The sequence below is a fragment of the Streptosporangium sp. NBC_01469 genome (assembly GCF_036227305.1).
Taxonomy (GTDB): domain Bacteria; phylum Actinomycetota; class Actinomycetes; order Streptosporangiales; family Streptosporangiaceae; genus Streptosporangium.
The window spans coordinates 4,683,969-4,698,619 of the sequence record NZ_CP109465.1 but is presented as its reverse complement, the minus strand read 5'-3'; the positions used below and the strand labels follow the sequence as shown (position 1 = coordinate 4,698,619).

14 protein-coding genes are annotated in these 14,651 nt (G+C 70.2%); 6 read left to right on the top strand and 8 right to left on the bottom strand.

The features are described from left to right. Positions 1–449: 449 nt before the first annotated feature. Positions 450–1,424, bottom strand: coding sequence for an NAD(P)-dependent alcohol dehydrogenase (locus OG587_RS20965; protein WP_329092812.1), 975 nt, complete (start codon positions 1,422–1,424; stop codon positions 450–452). Positions 1,425–1,447: 23 nt separating this feature from the next. Further along, positions 1,448–2,443 (bottom strand): NADP-dependent oxidoreductase, encoded by a 996-nt coding sequence (locus OG587_RS20960; protein ID WP_329092810.1) that lies wholly within the window; start codon positions 2,441–2,443, stop codon positions 1,448–1,450. A 130-nt stretch (positions 2,444–2,573) separates the two neighbouring features. Between OG587_RS20960 and OG587_RS20955 the strand changes: the two genes are divergently transcribed. Together OG587_RS20955 and OG587_RS20950 are read left to right on the top strand one after the other, a co-directional pair. Next, entirely contained in the window at positions 2,574–3,149 is a 576-nt protein-coding gene (locus tag OG587_RS20955) for a TetR/AcrR family transcriptional regulator (protein WP_329092808.1), read from the top strand. Between the two features lie 504 nt (positions 3,150–3,653). Then, positions 3,654–4,481, top strand: a complete 828-nt coding sequence (locus OG587_RS20950) for a phosphoribosyltransferase (protein WP_329092806.1) — start codon at positions 3,654–3,656, stop codon at positions 4,479–4,481. On the opposite strand, the gene OG587_RS20945 is transcribed toward OG587_RS20950, so the two are convergent. From OG587_RS20945 to OG587_RS20935, 3 genes are all read right to left on the bottom strand, one after another. After that, entirely contained in the window at positions 4,423–5,373 is a 951-nt protein-coding gene (locus OG587_RS20945; RefSeq protein ID WP_329092804.1) for a C40 family peptidase, read from the bottom strand. The genes OG587_RS20950 and OG587_RS20945 overlap by 59 nt on opposite strands. A gap of 270 nt (positions 5,374–5,643) precedes the next feature. Continuing rightward, positions 5,644–6,276, bottom strand: coding sequence for a hypothetical protein (locus OG587_RS20940; RefSeq protein ID WP_329092803.1), 633 nt, complete (start codon positions 6,274–6,276; stop codon positions 5,644–5,646). A gap of 47 nt (positions 6,277–6,323) precedes the next feature. Beyond that, on the bottom strand, positions 6,324–7,646 hold the full coding sequence (locus tag OG587_RS20935; protein ID WP_329092802.1) for an NYN domain-containing protein: 1,323 nt from the start codon (positions 7,644–7,646) through the stop codon (positions 6,324–6,326). A 151-nt stretch (positions 7,647–7,797) separates the two neighbouring features. Between OG587_RS20935 and OG587_RS20930 the strand changes: the two genes are divergently transcribed. From OG587_RS20930 to OG587_RS20920, 3 genes are all read left to right on the top strand, one after another. Then, entirely contained in the window at positions 7,798–8,955 is a 1,158-nt protein-coding gene (locus OG587_RS20930; RefSeq protein WP_329092800.1) for a phosphotransferase family protein, read from the top strand. 123 nt (positions 8,956–9,078) lie between these two features. Then, positions 9,079–10,803 carry a DEDD exonuclease domain-containing protein gene (locus OG587_RS20925; protein WP_329092798.1) on the top strand — a complete coding sequence of 575 codons (1,725 nt, stop codon included), beginning with the start codon at positions 9,079–9,081 and terminating at the stop codon, positions 10,801–10,803. 55 nt (positions 10,804–10,858) lie between these two features. Next, positions 10,859–11,146 carry an Lrp/AsnC family transcriptional regulator gene (locus OG587_RS20920; RefSeq protein ID WP_329092796.1) on the top strand — a complete coding sequence of 96 codons (288 nt, stop codon included), beginning with the start codon at positions 10,859–10,861 and terminating at the stop codon, positions 11,144–11,146. Here the strand turns inward: OG587_RS20920 and OG587_RS20915 are convergent. From OG587_RS20915 to OG587_RS20905, 3 genes are all read right to left on the bottom strand, one after another. Further along, complete coding sequence (locus OG587_RS20915) at positions 11,093–12,115, bottom strand: sensor histidine kinase (protein WP_329092795.1); 1,023 nt, start codon at positions 12,113–12,115, stop codon at positions 11,093–11,095. The genes OG587_RS20920 and OG587_RS20915 overlap by 54 nt on opposite strands. Positions 12,116–12,338: 223 nt before the next feature. Next, complete coding sequence (trpD, locus tag OG587_RS20910) at positions 12,339–13,409, bottom strand: anthranilate phosphoribosyltransferase (RefSeq protein ID WP_329092794.1); 1,071 nt, start codon at positions 13,407–13,409, stop codon at positions 12,339–12,341. Positions 13,410–13,437: 28 nt separating this feature from the next. Beyond that, on the bottom strand, positions 13,438–13,836 hold the full coding sequence (locus OG587_RS20905) for a hypothetical protein (RefSeq protein ID WP_329093937.1): 399 nt from the start codon (positions 13,834–13,836) through the stop codon (positions 13,438–13,440). Between the two features lie 195 nt (positions 13,837–14,031). Between OG587_RS20905 and ctaE the strand changes: the two genes are divergently transcribed. Beyond that, positions 14,032–14,649, top strand: a complete 618-nt coding sequence (gene ctaE / locus OG587_RS20900; protein WP_329092792.1) for an aa3-type cytochrome oxidase subunit III — start codon at positions 14,032–14,034, stop codon at positions 14,647–14,649. Positions 14,650–14,651: the final 2 nt, after the last annotated feature.

Below are 14,651 nucleotides of genomic sequence, written 5' to 3'. Positions count from 1 at the left end.
CCGCAACGGAACCGTTTCGTACGTTAAGCCGGTCCGGTCAGGTCAGAGGGGGCGCTGAACGGGGTCGGCAGGGAGTCGTCAACGTACGTTCCGGTTCTGGCGCAGACCGCTTTCGATCTTGATTGTGCGGAGGATCGCCCTGGTGGAGTGATGTTCGGTGATGGTGATCTACGTGTCCGGAAGTCCTCAGTAACGGACAAGATCGGATTATGGGTTATCAACACGAGTTCGTGAGCGCTATGTAATGGCCTGATCGCTTACCGCTGCAAAGAGACCAACCACAGTGCGTCGACCGTTACATACCTCACAACCCGCGAAGTGCCGATGCCAATCGGTAACTCGGCACTTCATTCTCATGATCCTGCCGGCCGTTGTTGGGGGTGACTGTCTGGATGGTCACGCAGATCTCGGTAGCCGAACTGGGCGCCCTGCTCGGTCGGTGCCGGTTGTCACTGAACGGGGCCGGGCTGATCGGCATCGTGATCAACCAGGACAGTGATCACTTTCTTGCCTCGAGCGTGGCCGGTCTCAGCTGCTTGGTGGGCGTGTCCGATGTCCTGCAGTTGGTAGATCTCCTCCACGATCGGGCGCAGCCTGCCCTGGTCGACGTAGTCGGCGAGTGCCGCCAGGTCCGTTCGGCGGGAGCGGGCCATCATCAGGCGCACGCGTGGCCCTGGCAGGACGGCCGAGCGCAACGCGAAGGCCATCGCATCGGCGGAGGTGGTCATCATCCTGCCGCGCGGGCGAAGCAGGCGCCGGTAGGCGTCGAGCGAGGTGCCATGGCAGTCGAGGATCACGTCGAAGTCGCCACTCAGACGGTCTGGGGCGGCGTAGTCGAGGGTATGGCCGGCGCCGAGGTCGCGGCAGAAGGCGTGGTTGGCCGGGCTGGCCACGGCGGTGACCTTGGCGCCCATGGCCTGGCCCAGTTGGATCGCGGCGCTGCCCACCCCGCCGCTGGCGCCGACCACCAACAGGTCTTCACCTGGCTTGAGCCGTACCACATCGCGTAGCGCACGCAACGCGGTCACGCCGACGCTGGGCAGGGCGGCTGCCCTCACCAGGCCAACTGTGGTCGGCGCCGCGCTGACGGCGGACGGCTTGGCAGTGAGGTATTCGGCCGCGGCTCCCGCGCGGCCCGCCACGTCGCCGAGGAATCCCCACACCCGCTGCCCGACGGCCAGGTCACTCACTCCTGCGCCGAGCGCGGTCACTTCGCCGGCGAAGTCCAGCCCGGTCCGTTTGGGGAAACGCCGCCCGGACATGATCTTCATGCCGCCGGAGCGGATCTTCACGTCGATCGGGTTGATGCTGGAGCCGTGCACGCGGATGAGCACCTCTCCGGCCCGGGGCTCAGGCGCGGGAACGGTGCGTACGGCCAGCTCCTCCGCGCTGCCGTACCGGTCGTATTCGACAGTGCGCATCATCGAAGATCCATTCATCGAAGGATTCATCGAAGGTCCATGGAGACGACGAGCTTGCCGCGGGTGTGTGCGGTGGCGAGGTCGCGGTAGGCCTGCACGGCGTCCTCGAGCCGGTAGCGTCTGCTGATCGGGTCGGGCAGTGTGCCTGCGACCGCGAGGGCCGCGATCGTGGAGAAGGTGTCGGGCCGGGCTGCGGTCGTGCCCATCACCACGGTTACCGTGAGGTCCTCGCGGGCGAACGCGGACGGCTCCGGGGTGCCGGGCGTGGTGCTGAGCAGGCGCCCTGCCGGGCGGATCGCCTTGGCAGCCCGCACCACTGCCTCGCCTTCGAGTGCCAGATTGACGACCGCGTCGACCCCCTCGGGGTGGCGGCGCAGGGTCTCTTCGACCACGTCGGTCGCGAGATAGTCGATCACGCCGGCCGCTCCGAGTCCTCGGACGTAGCCCTCGTCCGCGGGTGCCGTGGTGGCGATGACCTCGAGCTTCTCCCCGGCCAGCAGCGGCACGACCACGCTGCCGATACCGCCACCCGCACCGATCACCAGGACCGTTTCGCCCGGCTGGAACCCTCCGGCCGCCATCACCGCCAGGCCCGTCATGCCAGTGCTCGGCAGCGCCGCCGCATGTTCGACACTCAATCCCTGGGGGCGCCGGGCAATGTATGCGCCGGCGTGAAAGAGCGCGTACTCGGCCATCGCGCCCGAGGTGACCGCAGGAATGCCGACCCCGGCGGCGAACGACGGCGGCGCCCCGAACCCGAAGACCTCCTCGCCCACCGCGAACCCGGCCACCTCCGGGCCCAGCTTGGTCACCGTCCCGGCGAAGTCAGTGCCCAGCACACAGGGGAAGTCCAGCGGCACCAGGTCGCGGACCGTGCCCTCGCTCATCAGCAGGTCTGCGGGATTGAGCGAGGCCGCGCCGATCCGCACCTGAAGCTGGCCGGGACCCGGATCCGGGATGGGCAGCTCCTCGATGCCGAAGGTGTCGGGTGTGCCGTACTTCCTTGCCACCAAGGCCTTCATGGTTGTCCTCCAAACGAGACAATATGTCTCAGATCAGGCATGATGTCCGCAAGCAATAGTGCCGCCACTTCAGGCGGGCGACCAGTCTCACTTCCGCAGCTATGTACCGACCTGGACAAGGAGCCATGAATTGTCTCGCTCACCGGACAACGTCCGGGTGCGCCGCACCCGCAAGCTGCTCCGCGAGGCCCTGGTCGAGCTCATCGAGGAGCGCGGATTCGACCGGCTCACCGTGGGCGAGATCACCGAGCGGGCGATGGTCAGCCGGGCCGCCTTCTACCGCAACTACCGCGACAAGTACCACCTCGTGGAGCAGGTCTTCGAGGAAGCGATGGACGCTCTGCTGGGCACGATGGCCGATGATGTTCAGAAGCCACCGCTGGAACGATGGGTGGTCTTCTTCGCGCACATCGCCGAATACCATCGCCTCTACGGCGCGCTACTGGGCAAGAACGGCAGCCCCTGGTTCGCCGCGAAGATGCGGCAGTCACTGGCCGACATGGTCACCGAGCACCTTCGGCCGCCTCCATCGTCCGACGGGCTTGTGCCGATCGTCCTGGGGGGAATGTTCGTCCAGGCCATCACGTGGTGGCTGGAGAACGGCAGGCCATCCTCCCCACGAGAGATCGCCACTCGCACAGGACGGCTCGCCTCGGCCATCATCACCGAGACCAACAACTCGACCACTCCGATGCGCGACCGCTGACGGCCCGGATCCGAGACGTCGTCGGTAATCAGATTGTCGGAGGCGGCCACTCAACTGTCCGGCCCTTGCCTGTGGCCTATCTACCGTCGGATTCGCACCCGGATCAGAAGGAGGCCTGCTGCAGCGCCCGGTAAGCCCGGTAGATGGTGCCGCGGCCGACCCCCCAGGGCACGGGCGATCTCGGCCACGGTGACGCCTTGGGCCGCGTATGACCTTGTCCGTTACCGGGGACTTCCGGACACGTAGATCACCATCACCGAACATCACTCCACCAGGGCGATCCTCCGCACAATCAAGATCGAAAACGGTCTGCGCCGGAACCGGAACGTACGTTGACGACTCCCTGCCGACCCCGTTCAGCGCCCCCTCTGACCTGACCGGCTTAACGTACGAAACGATTCCGTTGCAGGTCCACCCCCGCGGCGTCGAACACAGGGGTTATATACCTGTTTGGGTAATTTTTGGCGGGGTAAGGCAGGCGCGTACTTCAGGGAGGCGGTAATCATGTCGAACCGCTTGTTCCAGGACAGACACGACGCGGGCCGGGTGCTCGCGGGTCTCCTCGACACGTACCGGGGACGGCCCGACATCGTCGTCCTGGGCCTGCCCCGGGGCGGTGTACCCGTGGCGTACGAGATCGCGACGGCCCTGGGCGCCCCGCTCGACGTCTTCCTCGTCCGCAAGCTCGGCACTCCCGGAAGGGAGGAGCTCGCGATGGGGGCGATCTCCAGCGGCGGGGTGACCGTCCTCAACGAGGGCGTCGTCGGGGGCCTCGGCATCGCGCCGGAGACCGTCCGGCGGGTCGCCCGGCGCGAGCGGCGGGAGCTGCTCCGGCGCGAGCGGGCCTACCGTGAGGGGCGCCCGCCCCCGGACCTCGCGGGCAGGACCGTCATCGTGGTGGACGACGGCCTCGCGACGGGGGCGAGCATGCGCGCCGCCCTCCAGGCCCTGCGCCGTCTCCGGCCCGCCAGGACCGTCGTCGCCGTACCGGCCGCGCCGGAGTCCGCCTGCCAGGACCTCGCCGCCGTGGTGGACGAGGTCGTCTGCGCCACCACGCCGTCGCATTTTTTCGCGGTCGGGCAGTCGTACCGGGACTTCACCCAGACGACCGACGAGGAGGTGTGCGATCTTCTCCGCGCCACGTCGGGTTCGTCTCCCGGCACCGCCGAATCTTCCATCGGCGTGGAGCCTTCCGGCACCGCCGAGCCTTCCACCGCTGTCGAGTCTTCCGGAACCGCCGACAAGGCCGGCGAGAACCCGCGGCCCGCCGCGGTCAGGGGCGGACGGCTCCGACGATCCCGCGGCCGTAGGCGGACAGCGGGACGACCTTGACGACGTCGCCGGTCTGCGGGGCGTGCACGATCTGGCCGTTGCCCGCGTACATGGTGACGTGGCCGAGGCCCTCGCTGAAGATGAGGTCGCCCGGCTGGAGCTCGTTCAGCGAGACCTTGCGGCTCGCGCCCCAGCTCCACATCTCCCAGGTCGTACGGGGAAGACTGACTCCCCCTTGCCGCCAGGCGGCCTGGAGCAGTCCTGAGCAGTCCCAGCCGCTGGGACCCGTGCCGCCGTACCGGTAGGGCTTGCCGACCTGGGCGAAGGCGAACTGCAGGGCGGCGCGGGCGTTGCCCGAGGCGGAGCCGTTGTACTGGATCCCGGCGCTCTCGGGGTTGCCCGTCTTGAAGACGTTGAGCTCACGCAGGATCTTCGTCTGGGCCTTGACCATCTTGTCGGCCTTGGCCTTCTCCTTGACCAGCTCGTCACGCGTCCCGTCGGCCTCGGCGAGGGCCTTCTTCGCCTCGTCCCTGCTGGTCCGCAGCGCCTTGGTGGCCTCGTCGAAGGCGCTCAGGGACTGGGCGCGGGAGGTGGACATCTGGTCGGCGGCGGCCAGGCCGCTCAGCAGGGCACCGGGGTCGGCCTGGTAGATCATGCCTTCCCAGCCGTTGATCACCCCGACCTGGTACGTGCTGACGGCCATCGTGACGAGCTCCTTGCGCAACCCGGCGACCTGCTCGTTCTGGCGGGTCAGGTCGCCGTTCAGCGTTTGGTACTTCTTCCTGGCCCGCTTCCACTTCTCCGAGGCCTGGTTGTACTTCTCGACGATCTGGTCGGCCTGCTCGTTGAGCTTCTCCAGCTTCTTCTTGGCCTGGGCGAGCGTCGGCTTCGGCTCGGCGAACGCTCCGCTCACCGGCAGCATCAGCAACGCGAGCGCGAGCCCGGCCGCCACCGGTATCCGAATCAGTCCAACCGGCAAACCCGCCACGGCCACGTCAACGCCTCCCAGACTGCACCAGACCTGCGGCGAATAGTACAGAAGAAGTAATGATTGGCTCACCTTTTCGCCGGGTTTGCTCCTTACTCGCAGGTGAAAAGCAGGTGAAACGCTTTACCCGCGGTCGGCGGCGCCCTCCTCACGAGCGGCGGCGCCCCGGCCGCGGGGAGCGGTCTGGCCGGACCCCCGGATCGCGGGAAGCGGTCCGGCCGGACCCCGGTCGCGCTACCCGCAGGTGGCGACGGCGCAGATCTTGGCGGTCATCTTCCTGGCGTCGCGCAGCTGGACGGCCCAGTCGCTCCTCTCGGGCTTGGCGTACTCCCCAGCCCAGAGATAGACCAGGACGGCGTTGCCCCTCCTGACCAGCACGCTCCGGTCACCGCCCACCCCGGCCTTTCCCCCGTAGTAGACCTGGCCGGAGATCCTCAGCGCCTCGTCGCCGAGTCCGGTCAGGCGCGAGGAGGCGTAGCGGTAGCCGGCACCCGAGTCGGTCCTGGCCCTGCATCTGGTCAGGGCGGCGCGCACCTGGGCGACGGCCGAGACGGCCGAGGCCCGCGAGCCGTACAGGATCACCTGCTCGACCTTCATGAAGTCCGGCACGCCGGTGAAAGTCACCGTCCGCGCGGCCACCCGGCCGGTCGCGGCCAGCGTGCTCCTGTCGCACGGGTTGACGGCCAGCCCGGCCTTCGCCGAGTTGCCGACCTTCCAGTTGGTCTCGGGGTCGTTGTCCTTCCTGGCGGCGTCCTTCTCGTACAGCAGGAAGCCCTTGGGGATGGCGACCGTCGTGGCCGCCGCGGGGGCGGTGACGGTCGCCCCTGCGGCCAGAACGGCGAGGGCGAGCGTTATGATCTTCTTCATCGAATCAAACCTCCTGGGTGATCCGATGCTTCACGACCACGAAAGGTTTACGCGCGCCCCAGACGTCTGAGAAGAAGCACCGAGGGCACCGGCCTGGCGCCCATCCTGCGGACCGACTCGGCCACCTCGCGATCCGAGGAGACCACCGCGACCGCGCGCCCCGTGGGCTCGGCGCGGACCAACTGGCGGATCAGGTCGTCGGCGATCTGGTTCGGGGCGCTGAACAGCACGCGCACCCCCCTGGGCGCCGAGACCGGGACCGGCCCGTTCAGCTCGGCGCCGTCGAAGACACAGGTCAGCTCGGTACGGGTCTGCGCGTAGAGCGCGCCGAGACCGGTGAGGAGGCGGCTGCGCTGGTCGGCCAGGGTGAACGTGCCGTAACCGGTCTTGGTCACGTTGTAGCCGTCGACGATCAGGTGGATCTGCGGCAGCGCGAGCAGCTGGTCGAGCAGGGCGGGGTCGTCGTCGGCGAGCGCCCGCGCGGGAACCGCCTGGACCCCCTGCCTGCCGGGCGCCACCGAGGCCACCGAGTCGGCGGGACGGTGGATGCCCGAGGGCAGGGCGAGCTCCCTGCGCAGCCCGGCGGCGGCGTCCTGCAGGGCGTCGAGCAGCATCCGGACCTTGGTGTCCTCCACGCTGCGGCCCTCGCGGGCGGCCCTGCGCGTCGACTCCAGCTGCCGCTCGGCGTCGGCCAGCCGCTCGCGCAGGCGGCGCAGCTCGCTCTCCACCGTGTTCCCCGCCGAGAGCGCGCCGGCCCTCACCTCGTCGGCCATCTCCTGGGCGGCGGCGGCGCGCGCCTCGGCCGCCCTGGTCCGCTCGCGGGCGTCGTGCAGCCTGCGGCGCAGGTCGGAGACCTCCGAACGCGAGGTCTTGAGCTGCTCGCGCAGCCGCTCGGACTCCTCCTTGGCCGCGGTCTTCTGGGCGGCCAGCTGCTCGCGCAGCCGGGAGACCGTCTGCTCCTGTGCGGAGCCCTCGGCCACGGCGACCGACCGCTCAAGGTCGGCGCGGGCCACCTCCACCATGTCCGCCCAGCCCGGCGGCCGGGTCAGGTAGGCGGCGGCGGCCACCATGACGGGCTCGGCCGCCGGTGGGACCGTGCCCTCGGCAAGGCTCGCGACCAGCTCGGGCCAGCCCGCGGTCAGCGTCTCGGCGACCAGCTCGCGGAACTTCTTGTCGGTCTCCAGCTGCGCGGCGATCGGGGCACTGCCCAGCTTGGCCCGCTTGCGGGGCTCGAACCTGGCGATCCCCTTCAGCGGCAGCGGCACCGAGGCGGCGGGCATCGAACCGAGAATCTGGGAGGCCAGCTCCACGACATGTAAGCGGACCTGCTCGGGTAACGGACGAGACAGGCCCTCTCCGGCTGAACTCATCACGGCCCCTACTCGGATCGGTCTTCACGTCAAGGGTACGGCTACCGCACCCTGACCCCGACCTGACCGTAAGTCGACCGGCGGCCGACGGGGCCGTGAACGCTCTGTGGACAAGCGCTTGCTGGTGGGTTACGACTGTGCGGATCGACTTGTGACGCACGCCACCCGGGAGAGCGCGATGGACGAGCCGAAGAACGAGCGCGGCCGGCAGGCCGAGGGCATGCGGACATCGACCCGCGACCTCGGAGCGTTACGGGAGCGGATGCGCTCCTGGCTCGGCGCGAGGGTGGGGTCCCCCGTCACGGTCTCCCCGCTGTCCCGTCCCTCGGGCAACGGCCTGTCCAGCGAGACCCTGCTCTTCGACGCCTCCTGGACCTCCGCCGAGGGCGGGCACGACGTCCGGTGCGTCGCCAGGATGGCCCCGGCGAGCGAGGCGGTGCCGGTCTTCCCTGGCTACGACCTCGGCAGGCAGTTCGAGGTCATGCGGATGGCGAGGGAGCGCGCGGGCGTGCTCGCGCCCCGGACCCTGTGGTACGAGCCCGACCCCGGGCCCCTGGGCGCCCCGTTCTTCGTGATGGAGCGGCTCACCGGCGACGTGCCGCCGGACCTGATGCCCTACACCTTCGGGAGCTGGCTGCTGGACGCCTCCCCCGCCGACCGCGACCGGCTGCAGCGAAGCAGCGTCGAGATCCTGACCACGCTGCACGACGCCCCGTTCACCGCCGGGGAGCTGCGCCCCCTGGAGATCCCCGGGACGGGCGGGACGGCGCTGCGCAGGCACGTCGAGGACCAGCGGGCCTACTACGAGTGGGCGCACGGCTCCATGCCCATCCCACTGCTGGAGCGGACCTTCGGCTGGCTGGAGGAGCACTGGCCCGCCGACCCGGGACCCGACGTGCTGAACTGGGGTGACGCCCGCATCGGCAACGTGATGTACCGGGACTTCACCCCGGTGGCGGTGCTCGACTGGGAGATGGCCGCGGTCGCCCCCCGTGAGCTGGACATCTCCTGGATGATCTTCCTGCACGCCTTCTTCCAGGACATCACCGAGATCATGGAACTGCCGGGGATGCCGGACTTCATGCGGCGCGAGGATGTCTGCCAGACGTACCACGAAATAACGGGATACAAGCCTCGGGACATGGAGTTCTACGAGACGTACGCCGCCCTCAGGCACGGCATCATCATGGCCCGCGTCGAGCACCGCCGGATCCACTTCGGCGAGCAGGCCATGCCCGGCGACCCCGACGACCTGGTGATGCACCGGGCCACCCTCGAGCGGATGCTGGACGGGAGTCACTGGGGCTGAGGGCGCCAGGGAGCCCCCTCCCGGACGCGTGGATACCGCGGGTTCTCCCGGCGCCCGGCGCGCACCGGCCAGGGAAGGGGGCGGTGCGGTAAATGTCGGTCGAGGCTTCTAAGGTCGTGAATCGTGGACTACGCCGTGCAGGGAACACTCGACGAGCTGGGCACCCCGCTCAGCCAGATCACCTTCGTCGTGTTCGACCTGGAGACCACCGGCGTCTCGGCGGGCGAGCACGCGATCACCGAGATCGGGGCGGTCAAGGTCAGGGGCGGCGAGGTGCTCGGCGAGTTCGCCACCCTGGTCGACCCCGGCTCGCCGATCCCGCCGTTCATCTCGGTGCTGACCGGCATCACCGACAGCATGGTGGTGGCGGCGCCGAGGATCGAGTCGGTGCTGCCGTCCTTCCTGGAGTTCGCCGCGGGCTCCACCCTCGTGGCGCACAACGCTGGGTTCGACCTGGGGTTCGTCAGGGCGGCCTGCGCCGCGCACGGCTATCCCCCGCCGGCCCACCAGGTGGTCGACACCGTCGACCTGGCCCGCAAGCTGCTGACCCGCGACGAGGCACCCAACTGCAAGCTGTCCACGCTGGCCAGGATCTTCAGTGGCACCGAGCCCTGCCACCGGGCGCTCGCCGACGCGCGGGCCACCGTCGACGTGCTGCACGCCCTGCTGGAGCGGGCGGGTTCCTTCGGGGTGCGGACGCTGGAGGAGCTCAAGGGCTTCGTCCGCGCGCCCACCCCCGAGCAGCGCCGCAAGCGGCACCTGGCCGACTCGGTGCCGGCGGGTCCCGGCGTCTACGTGTTCGAGGACGAGGGCGGCGACCCTCTCTACGTCGGCAAGAGCACCAACCTGCGCAACCGCGTGCGCGGTTACTTCACCGCGAGCGAGACCAGGCCCCGCGTCCGCGAGATGATCGGCATCGCCGCGCGGGTCAGGTCCATCGCCTGCGCGACCTCGCTGGAGGCCGAGGTCAGGGAGCTGCGGCTGATCGGCTCGGCCAAGCCCCGCTACAACCGCAGGTCGCGCTTCCCCGAGAAGATGTTCTGGCTCAAGCTGACCGACGAGCTGTTCCCCCGCCTGTCGGTCGTCCGCGAGGTCAAGGACGACGAGGCCTCCTACCTGGGCCCGTTCAACAGCACCCGCGCCGCCGAGGACGCCCGCACGGCCCTGCACGAGACGGTCCCGCTGCGGCAGTGCACCGAGCGGATCACCCCGCGCACCAGGCGGTCCGCCTGCGCCCTCGCCGAGATCGGGAAGTGCGGGGCGCCCTGCGAGGGCCGCCAGAGCCCCGGCGAGTACGCCGTGCACGTCGTGGCGGCCCGCCGGGCGATGGAGCTGGACGCGGCCCCGGTCTTCTCCGCGATCGAGGCCAGGATGGAGCGCCTGGCCCTGGACCAGCGCTACGAGGAGGCCGCCGCCGACCGCGACCGGCTCGCCTCCTACGTCCGCACCTCGGCCCGCATGCAGCGGCTGCGGTCACTGACCGCGATCTCCCAGATGGTCGCCGCCGCCCCCCAGCCGGGCGGTGCCTGGGAGATCCACGTCATCCGGTACGGGCGGCTCGCCTCGGCCGGGGTGATGCCCAAGGGCGCCCACCCCACCCCGTTCGTCGAGGCGCTGACCGCCACCGCGGAGACGGTGCAGCCGGGGCCGGGGCCGGTCCACGCGGCGAGCGCCGAGGAGACCGAGTGCGTCCTGCGCTGGCTGGAGTCGCCGGGGGTGCGGCTGGTGCAGGTGGAGGGCACCTGGAGCCTGCCCGTGTCCGGCGCGGGGCGGCTCAAGGCCCGCATCGACCGCGCCTACCGGACGGCCGAGCCGCGCCGGGCACGTGAGGGCCGCCCGCTGGGCTGACGGCCGCGCTGATAGCTTCTGAGGCGGCAAGCCGCACTCAACGAGGAGGAAGCTCGTGGTCACCGCGATCGTTCACATCAACGCCGAGGTGGGCCGGATCCCCGAGGTCGCCCAGACGGTCGCCGAGATCGACGGGGTGAGCGAGGTCTACTCCATAACCGGGGAGTACGACCTGATGGCCATGGTCCGCGTCACCTCCTACGAGGAGATCGCCGAGGTCGTCCCCGGCCGGATCAACAAGGTCGACGGGGTGCTGCACACCGAGACCCACGTCGCCTTCCGGGCCTACTCACGGCACGACCTGGACGCCGCCTTCTCGATCGGCCTCGGCGAGTCCGACTGACCCCGGGCCCGGCGGGTCCGGCGGCGCCGAGGTCCCTTCTTCTCCGGTACGGGTGAAACCGGCTTCTCCGGTACGGGTGGAACCGGCGCGCGAGGCGGGTCCGGCATCGCCCCCCTCACCCGCGCCTGCGGGACCCCGGTGCGGCCCGACGGGCGTGTCTCCCTCGCCCGTGCGGCCTCCCACCTCGCCCGCGGTGGGCAGCCGCGCCCGCACCTCGAACCCCCCTCCGGGCAGGGTCCCGGCCGCCAGTGTCCCGCCGAACAGGAGGGCCCGCTCGCGCATGCCGAGCAGGCCGTGCCCCGCGGCCGCCGAGGGGGCGGTCCTGCCGTCGTCCCGTACGAGGACGTCGAGGAAGCCCGGCCGCCAGCGCAGCGTGACGCGGGCCGAGCGGGCACCGGCGTGCCGCAGGGTGTTGCCGAGCGCCTCCTGGACGATCCGGTAGGCCACCAGTTCGAGGGCGAGCCCGACCTCGGCGGGCCTGCCGTCCTCCATCACGTCCACCCGCAGACCCTGCTCCCTGACCCCGGCGAGCAGGTCGCGGAGGTCGGACAGCCTGGGCTGGGGCGTCCTGCCGGTCGAGGGGCCGTCGAGGTCGAGCAGCGACAGGGTGCGCTGGAGCTCGACGAGCGCCTGGCGCCCCGACTCCTCGGCCACCCGCAGGGTCTGCCTGGCCCGTTCGGGATCCTTGTCCATGATCATTCGTCCGGCGCCCACCTTGAGCGTCATCATGCTGACCCCGTGGGCGACGACGTCGTGCAGCTCGCGGGCGATGCGCGCCCGCCTCTCGGCGAGCTGGGCACCGGCCAGCGCCTTCCCCTGGTCGGCGAACCTGGCCTCCCAGGACCTGAGCCTCAGCAGCAGAAGTCTGCGCTCCCACACCAGGCTCGCCACGGCCGCGCACAGTACGAGCGCCGCGTACGACAGCAGGATGGGGAACATCTGCTCGGTCAGGGGGTCAGCACGCCACATGGCCGCAATCTAGAACGGCTCTCCCAAGCGATACATCCTCTCTTGGGCGGATCTTCCATCCGCCCCGGAGGGGAGGACCTCCGGGGCCGTGGCCCCGGAGGCCACGCGTCGGGACGGCTTCCCCGCCCGGACCCCGGCCGCGCTCCCCAAGACCGCCGGGACGTGTCAGGACGGTCTCCGGGAACGCGGGCCGGGATTTCCCCGGCAAGGTCACAGGGCGGGGTCAGGACGGCTTCAGCGCCCGGCTGATCTCGATCCAGCGGTCGAGGGTCTCGGCGGCGGCGCCGGAGTCGACGGCCCGCGTCGCGCGCTCGTAGCCCACGGCCATCGCGGCGTTCAGGTCGTCACCGGCACCGTCGTCCGCGGCCTCGCCCGCGCCGTCGAGGGCGACCAGCGCGGCGGCGGCGTTCAGCAGCACCGCGTCACGGACCGGCCCCGTCTTGCCGCCGACCAGGTCGCGGACGGCCTGGGCGTTGAACACCACGTCCCCTCCGCGCAGCGCGTCGGGCGCCGCCCTGGGGATGCCGAGGGCGGCCGGGTCGAAGACGACCTGCTCCAGGACGCCCCGGCGCACCACCCAGACCGTGGAGGTCGTGGCGATGGTGAGCTCGTCCAGCCCGTCGTCGCCCCTGAAGACCAGGGCGGAGACCCCGCGCTCGGCGAAGACGCCCGCGACGACGGGGAGCATGCCCGCGTCGAAGATGCCGATCGCCTGGGCGGCGGGCCTGGCCGGGTTGGTCAGCGGGCCCAGGAAGTTGAAGATCGTGGGGATGCCGAGCTCCTTGCGCGTGGGGCCCACGAAGCGCAGCGCCGGGTGGTAGACCGGCGCGAAGCAGAAGGCGATCCCGGCCTCCACCGCGACCCTGGCGGTGTCGGCCGGTACCAGGTCGAGCACGATCCCGAGGTGCTCCAGGACGTCGGCGGCGCCGCAGGAGGAGGAGGCGGCCCGGTTGCCGTGCTTGACGACCCTGGCCCCCGCCGCGGCGGCCACGATCGCGGCCATGGTGGAGACGTTGACGGTGTGGGCCCGGTCGCCGCCGGTGCCGACCACGTCGACGACGGGACCCTCGACCGACAGCGAGGTGGCCCGCTCCAGCATCGTGCGCGCCAGGCCGGTCACCTCCGCGACCGTCTCACCCTTCGCCCGCATCGCCACCGCGAAGCCCGCGATCTGGGCGGACGTGGCGGAGCCGGACATGATCTGGTTCATCGCCCAGGCGGTCTCGTCGGCCGTCAGGTGCTCGCCCGCGATCAGGGCGGACAACAGCGCGGGCCAGGTGGTGCGCGCGTCCATGGAGGTCTCCAGGGGGGTTCCGGGGGGTCTACCGGGCGGACAGACGGGTGGACAGGCGGCGGCGCATCAGGTCGGCGACGGTCTCGGCGAGGACGACCGGGTCGATCGGCTGCGGCACGACGGCCTCGGCGCGCGACCACTCGGCCAGCCAGCGGTCGTCGCGGCGGGCGATCAACAGGCAGATCGGCGGGCAGTCGTGGACCTCGTCCTTGGCCTGGCGGGCCACACCCATGCCACCCGCCGGCTGGGCCTCGGCGTCGAGCACGGCGACGTCGATCTCTCCGGAGTCGAAGTGCTGGATGACCTTGGCATGGGTGGCGCACTCCACGATCTCCACGAGGGGCACGTCGCCGGCGGGGCGGCGGCCGATCGCCTGCCGCACCTTCTCGCGGGTGCTCGCGTCGTCGCTGTAGACGAGGACCCTCATCTTGTCGTCGGTGCTCACGGTCGCGCTCACTATCCCTCGTCGATGTATGGTCACCTGGGATGCTACCGGTCAGCCGGTCCGGAGACCCAGGCCGGAGCCAGGGGCGAGTAAATTGCCCTATACGTCCACTTTGGGGGGACGTATGCACCCCCTATCGGGGGGTCGTGCGGCGACCCGAGCAGGAGAGCCGCAATAATGCTGCCCGTGGCGACAGCATCCGCAATTTCAACGACGACGACAGCACACTCGTCCCGCAGACCCGATCTGGTCAGCGTCGGGACGATCGTCTGGCTGTCCTCCGAGCTCATGTTCTTCGCGGCGCTGTTCGCGATGTACTTCACCATCCGGTCGGTGAGCATCGGCCAGGGACTGCCCTGGCCCGAGGCCCACCTGAACATCCCGTTCGCCCTGGCCAACACGATCATCCTGGTCCTGTCGAGTGTGACCTGCCAGCTGGGCGTGTGGGCCGCCGAGAAGGGCCAGGTCGCCAAGCTGCGCTTCTGGTACGTCGTCAGCTTCCTGATGGGCGCCGTGTTCGTGGGCGGCCAGCTGTACGAGTACAGCGAGCTGGCCCACGAGGGGCACACGCTGTCGCACTCCGCGTACGACTCCGTGTTCTACCTGACCACGGGTTTTCACGGCCTGCACGTGACGGGTGGACTGATCGCGTTCCTCTTCATGCTGGGACGCACGTACGCCGCGAAGCGCTTCACCCGTGAGCAGGCGACCAGCGCGATCGTCGTGTCCTACTACTGGCACTTCGTCGACGTGGTCTGGATCGGCCTTTTCGTAACCATCTATGGCATTCACTAAGG